The following is a 6,064-nucleotide window of genomic DNA, read 5'->3' as shown; positions in this document are numbered from 1 at the left end:
GCCTTCGGGGCCGCCGGCGCAGCGGTCGGGGCGGCCGGCGCCGCGACACCCGGCGCGGGCGGCGGGGCGGCGTCCACCAGGTCGACGATCAGGTTCTGCTCGACCAGCGGCGGCATCACCTTGATCCCGGCCAGCAGCCCCACGCCCAGCAGCACGTGCAGGCCGCTCGCCACGATCAGGGCGAGGGTGAAAGGCCTCTTGCGGCGAACTGTCGATCGCCTGCCGGCCATCCAGAATCCCTGCTTCCGGCGGACAACGCGCGGTGAAGGTCGAGGTATCCGGCCGATGGGGCGCGGCGATGGCGGCATTGATGCGGCGGCGCAAAGAAAAAGGCCCGGCGTCGCCGCCGGGCCTCCTCATTTCGCCTGAAGCGCGAAAGCGAGCCTTAGGCGGCCGCCTTCTCCTTCACGCCGAAGCGGCCGTAGAAGGTCTCGCCCTTGGCGGCCATCTCGCGCAGCAGGGCCGGCGGGGTGAAGCGCGAGCCGTAGGCCGCGGCCAGCTGGTCGAGGGTCTCGACGAACTTGGCCACGCCCACGCCGTCGATCAGGCTGATCGGACCGCCGGTCCAGGGCGCGAAGCCCCAGCCCAGGATGGCGCCGACGTCGGCTTCGCGCGGATCGACGATCACGCCTTCCTCGAAGCAGCGCGCGGCCTCAACGGCCTGGCGATACAGCAGGCGGGTGCGGATCTGTTCGATCAGCGCCTTGTCGGCGTCCTTCACGGTCACTTCGACCAGGTCCGACAGGCCCGGCCACAGGGTCTTGGGGCCGTTCTCCGGATAGTCGTAGAAGCCCTTGCCGTTCTTGCGGCCGTAGCGGCCCAGATCCTCGACCATCTTGGCGATGATCGCGGTGAACGGACGCTCCTCGTACTTGTCGCCGAGATCCTTCTTCGTCTGGACGGCGATCTTGTGCGACAGGTCCAGCGCGACGTCGTCGTGCATTTCCAGCGGACCGCGCGGCATGCCGGTGGCGCGGCCGACATTGTCGATGATCGCCGGGGCGATGCCGTCGCTGAGCAGCTCCATGCCTTCCTGCACGAAGGTGCCGAAGCAGCGCGAGGTGTAGAAGCCGCGGCTGTCGTTGACGACGATCGGGGTCTTCTTGATCTTCAGGACGTAGTCGATCGACTTGGCCAGGGCTTCCTGGCTGGTCTTCTCGCCCATGATGATCTCGACCAGGCCCATCTTGTCGACCGGCGAGAAGAAGTGGATGCCGATGAACGAGGCCGGACGCACCGAGGCCTCGGCCAGGCCGGTGATCGGCAGGGTCGAGGTGTTGGAGCCGAAGATGGCCGTGTCGGCCAGCTGGGCCTCGGCCTTCTTGGTCACGTCGGCCTTGATGTCGCGGTTTTCGAACACGGCCTCGATGACCAGGTCCGAACCCTTGACGTTGTCGTAGTCGGCGGTCGGGTGGATGAGCGCCAGGATGGCCTCGCCCTTCTCGGCCGTCATCTTGCCGCGCGAGACGGCCTTCTTGACCAGGCCTTCGGCATAGCCCTTGCCCTTGTCGGCGGCTTCTTGGCTCTGGTCGATCAGGACGGTCTCGATGCCGGCCATGGCTTGGACGTAGGCGATGCCCGCGCCCATCATGCCGGCGCCCAGGACGGCGACCTTCTTGACGTCGTAGTGCGGCACGCCGGCCGGACGGCCAGCGCCCTTGCCCAGTTCCTGCAGGGACAGGAACAGGGTGCGGATCATGCCCTTGGCCTGCGGCGTCATCAGGGTCTTGATGAAGTAGCGGGTCTCGATGCGGATGGCGGCGTCGAACGGAACCTGCAGGCCTTCATAGACGGCCTTCATGATGTTCTGCTGGGCCGGATAGTTGCCGTAGGTGTTCTTGCGCAGCATGGCGTTGCCCATGATGAACACCTGGGCGCCGGTCGGGGTGTAGGGGCCGCCGCCGGGGATCTTGAAGTCCTTCTTGTCCCAGGGAGCAACCGGGTCGCCCTTGGTCTTGATCCAGGTCTTGGCGGCCTCGACTTCCGTACCGGCCGGCACGACCTCGTGCACGACCTTGAGGCCCAGGGCCTCGGCCGGCTTCATCGACTTGCCTTCGAGCAGGTAGGGGGCCGCGGCCATCACGCCCATCAGGCGCGTCAGGCGCTGGGTGCCGCCGCCGCCAGGCAGCAGGCCGACCTTGGCTTCCGGCAGGCCCAGCTGCAGCTTCGGCAGGTCGGCGACCACGCGGTAGTGCGTGGCCAGGACGAATTCCAGGCCGCCGCCCAGCGCCAGGCCGTTGATGGCCGCGGCCACCGGCTTGCCGCTGGTTTCCAGGCCGCGGAAGGCCTTGTTGAGCGCGAAGCCGGCGTCGAACGCGGCTTGCAGGTCATTGCCGCCCAGGCCGCCCGAACCGCCCAGTTCGCCCAGGTCGGCGCCGGCGCAGAAGCCCGAGGCCTTGCCCGAGGTGATGACGACGCCCTTGATGGCCGCGTCGGTCTTGATGGTCTCGACCAGCTCGCCGACTTCCTTGATCACCGAAGCGGTCAGGGTGTTCATCGAACGGCCGGGGACGTCGAAGGTGACCAGGGCGATGCCGTCGCCGTCGACCTCGATCTTGAAGTTTTCCATGGTGATGTTCCTCAGATTTTGAGGCCGTACCCCCTCACCCTCCCGTCCCTTCGGGCCGGGCTCCTCCCTCTCCCCATGGGAGAGGTGGACCCTTGCGCGCCCTTCTCCCAGAGGGAGAAGGAGGGGCCCGCGCCGCATCGCGGCGTGGGAGGATGAGGGGTTACGACATTAGGATCAGACGCGTTCGATGACCGTGGCGGTGCCCATGCCGGCGCCGACGCACAGGGTGATCAGGGCGGTTTCCTTGTCGGAGCGTTCCAGCTCGTCGACCATGGTGCCCAGGATCATCGCGCCGGTGGCGCCCAGCGGGTGGCCCATGGCGATGGCGCCGCCGTTGACGTTCATCTTCTCGTGCGGGATGTCCAGCGCCTGCATCATGCGCAGGACGACGGCCGCGAAGGCTTCGTTCAGCTCGTAGAGGTCGATGTCGCCGACTTCCATGCCGAGCTTCTTGAGCAGCTTCTCGGTGACCAGCGAGGGGCCGGTCAGCATGATCGACGGCTCCGAACCGATCGAGGCCATGCCCTTGATGCGGGCGCGGGCCTTCAGGCCCAGCGCGTCGCCCATTTCCTTGGTGCCGATCAGCACGCCGGCGGCGCCGTCGACGATGCCCGAGCTGTTGCCCGCGTGGTGCACGTGGGTCATGCGCTCGACCTGCGGGTAGCGCTGGGTGGCGACCGCGTCGAAGGCCATCTCGCCCATGCCCGTGAACGAGGGGTTCAGCGAGGCCAGGGTCTGCATGGTGGTGGCGCCGCGGACGGTCTCGTCGTGGCTCAGGATGTTGAGGCCCAGCTGGTCCTTCACCGGCACCACCGACTTGGCGAAGCGGTTCTCGGCCCACGACTGGGCGGCGCGGCGCTGGCTCTCGACGGCGTAGGCGTCGACGTCGTCGCGGCTGAAGCCGTAGAGGGTGGCGATCAGGTCGGCCGACACGCCCTGCGGCATGAAGTAGGTCTTGAAGGCCGACGACGGGTCGGTCGGCCAGGCGCCGCCGTCGCTGCCCATCGGCACGCGGCTCATGCTCTCGACGCCGCCGCCGATGGTCAGGTCGGCTTCACCCGAGATGACCTTGGCCGCGGCCATGTTCACGGCTTCCAGGCCCGAGGCGCAGAAGCGGTTGATCTGCACGCCGGCGACGCTCTCGGCGTAGTCGGCGGTCAGGACGGCCGTGCGGGCGATGTCGGAGCCTTGTTCGCCGACCGGGGCCACGCAGCCCAGGACGACGTCGTCGACCTTGGAGGTGTCCAGGCCGTTGCGGTCGCGGATGGCTTCCAGGACCTGGCTGGCCAGCGACAGGGCGGTGATCTCGTGCAGAGAGCCGTCCTTCTTGCCCTTGCCGCGCGGGGTGCGCACGGCGTCGAAGATGTAAGCGTCGGCCATTGAATGGCTCCTTCCTGCGATCTTTTAAGTGTGTTGGGCCCAGAGTGCGTTCGCGCTCTAGACTCTTGTTTTCAAAGCCTTTTCACCCACTCCCAATATGAGCATTGGAGGTGGAAAGGCTTTGCAGGGCGTTTTCGAGCGCCGGCTCGACCCGGACATCCGTCCGAACCGAGTTGGCGATGAAACAGGCGTGGTGGGCGGCCTCGTGCAGGGCCGCCAGCTTGGCTTCGTCGGGCGCATCGCCCTCGAAGACGATGTCGGGACGAAGGGCGACATGGCTAACCCAGTGAGCCCCATGCTCGTTCCGGGTCATCGTGCCTTCGGCCCTGTCGCGATAGGCGCTGATGAAGAAGCCGGAGCGACGGGCCAGATCCAGGAAGGTCAGCATGTGGCAGGACGACAGCGCCGCCACGAACATCTCCTCGGGATCGACGCCCGCCGGGTCCGACCAGGGCAGCGGCACCACCGACGGCGAAGCCGAGCCAAGCGCCGTGACCCCGCCGTCGAACGACAGGGTGTGGGCGCGACTGTAACGCCCCCTGGGGAAGTCCGCCCCGGGCTCCAGCTTCCAGTCGACGATGGCGACGTGGGTCGACATGCTACTTCTTCCAGGTCCCGATCGGCGACTTGTGGATCGGGGCGCAGGTCAGGCCGCGGGCGCTGGCCTTGGCCGAGTAGACGACGCGCTGGCCAAACTCCGGCGGCGGCAGGCGGCAGGGCGTGAAGCCCGAGGTGTTCACCGTCAGCGTCCAGGTGGCGATCTTGGAGCGCAGCAGGTTGTTGCACTGCTCGACGCCGGGCTTCAGCGGCAGGTCGAAGGCGCCGGGCTGGGGACGCTTGCCCTCCAGCTTGCCGGAGAACTGCAGCGGGCGGCGGCCCTCGGCGCGCACGCAGACCACGGCCGAGCGGGCGGTGTCGTTGGGGGGCGGCGGAGCGTCGGCGAACATCATCAGAGCGTCCTCGCGATCAGCAGTTTCATGATCTCGTTGGTGCCGCCGTAGATGCGCTGGACGCGGCTGTCCTTGTACATCCGGGCGATCGGGTACTCGTTCATGAAGCCGTAGCCGCCGAACAGCTGCAGGCAGCGGTCGACGATCTTGTTCTCCAGGTCGGTCACCCAATACTTGGCCATCGAGGCCGTCGAGGCGTCGAGGTCGCCCTTCAGGTGGCGCTCGATGCAGTGGTTGACGAACACCTTGGCGACGGTCGCCTCGGTCTTGCACTCGGCCAGCACGAACTGGGTGTTCTGGAAGGCGATGATCGGCTTGCCGAACGCCTGGCGCTCCTTGACGTAGGCGATGGTCAGCTCCAGCGCCCGCTCGATCGTCGCCATGCCCTGCACGGCGATGTTCAGCCGCTCTTGCGGCAGCTGGGCCATCAGCTGGAAGAAGCCCTGCCCTTCCTCAGTTCCGAGCAGGTTCTCGGTCGGGATCTTCACGTCGTTGAAGAACAGCTCCGACGTGTCCTGAGCCTCGTGGCCCAGCTTGTCGAGGTTGCGGCCGCGCTCGAAGCCCTCGGCCCCATCGGTCTCGACCACCACCAGGCTGGTGCCGCGGGCGCCGCCGGCCGGGTCGGTCTTGGCCACGACGATGATGAGATTGGCCGTCTGGCCGTTGGTGATGAAGGTCTTGGAGCCGTTGACGACGTACTGGTTGCCGACCTTCTTGGCCGACGTCTTGACGCCCTGCAGGTCGGAGCCCGCGCCCGGCTCGGTCATGGCGATCGCGCCGACCAGCTCGCCGGTCGACAGGCGCGGCAGCCACCGCTGCTTCTGCTCCTCGGTGCCGTAGTGGAAGATGTACGGCATGACGATGGCGTTGTGCAGGCTGGCGCCGAAGCCGTCGACGCCCTTCTTGCCCAGCTGTTCCATCAGGACGACCTCGTGGCGATAGTCGCCGCCGGAGCCGCCGTATTCCTCGGGCGTGGAGAGGCCGAGCAGACCGGCCTCTCCTGCCTTGTTCCACATCGCGCGATCGACGCAGTGGTTCTTGCGCCAGGTCGCCACGACGTTTTCAGGAGCGTGCTCGTCGAAGAACTTGCCGACCGCGTCCTCGAAGATCGCGATGTCTTCTTCGGCCATGAAGGCGGGTTTTGCGACGTCGAGCACGCTCATGA

5 protein-coding genes and 1 pseudogene are annotated in these 6,064 nt (G+C 67.2%); all 6 read right to left on the bottom strand.

Translation table 11 applies throughout. The annotated features are described in order from the left end of the window. Nucleotides 1-230 (bottom strand): annotated as a pseudogene (locus AC1DCG_RS21225) (hypothetical protein); the annotation flags it as partial. 155 nt (nt 231-385) lie between these two features. After that, complete coding sequence (locus AC1DCG_RS21220) at nt 386-2,569, bottom strand: 3-hydroxyacyl-CoA dehydrogenase NAD-binding domain-containing protein (RefSeq protein ID WP_165261886.1); 2,184 nt, start codon at nt 2,567-2,569, stop codon at nt 386-388. 174 nt (nt 2,570-2,743) lie between these two features. Next, nucleotides 2,744-3,949 (bottom strand): acetyl-CoA C-acetyltransferase, encoded by a 1,206-nt coding sequence (locus AC1DCG_RS21215; RefSeq protein WP_165261884.1) that lies wholly within the window; start codon nt 3,947-3,949, stop codon nt 2,744-2,746. Between the two features lie 82 nt (nt 3,950-4,031). Continuing rightward, nucleotides 4,032-4,547, bottom strand: coding sequence for an OsmC family protein (locus AC1DCG_RS21210; protein ID WP_477029414.1), 516 nt, complete (start codon nt 4,545-4,547; stop codon nt 4,032-4,034). 1 nt (nt 4,548) lies between these two features. Further along, on the bottom strand, nt 4,549-4,899 hold the full coding sequence (locus AC1DCG_RS21205; protein ID WP_477029413.1) for a hypothetical protein: 351 nt from the start codon (nt 4,897-4,899) through the stop codon (nt 4,549-4,551). Next, nucleotides 4,899-6,062 carry an acyl-CoA dehydrogenase family protein gene (locus tag AC1DCG_RS21200; RefSeq protein WP_101714417.1) on the bottom strand — a complete coding sequence of 388 codons (1,164 nt, stop codon included), beginning with the start codon at nt 6,060-6,062 and terminating at the stop codon, nt 4,899-4,901. Before AC1DCG_RS21200 ends, AC1DCG_RS21205 begins: the two co-directional genes overlap by 1 nt. Nucleotides 6,063-6,064 lie beyond the last annotated feature (2 nt).

It is taken from the genome of Caulobacter sp. 10L414 (assembly GCF_056395525.1).
The sequence above is the reverse complement of the archived record's forward strand: the minus strand, read 5'-3'. Positions and strand labels throughout refer to the sequence as shown.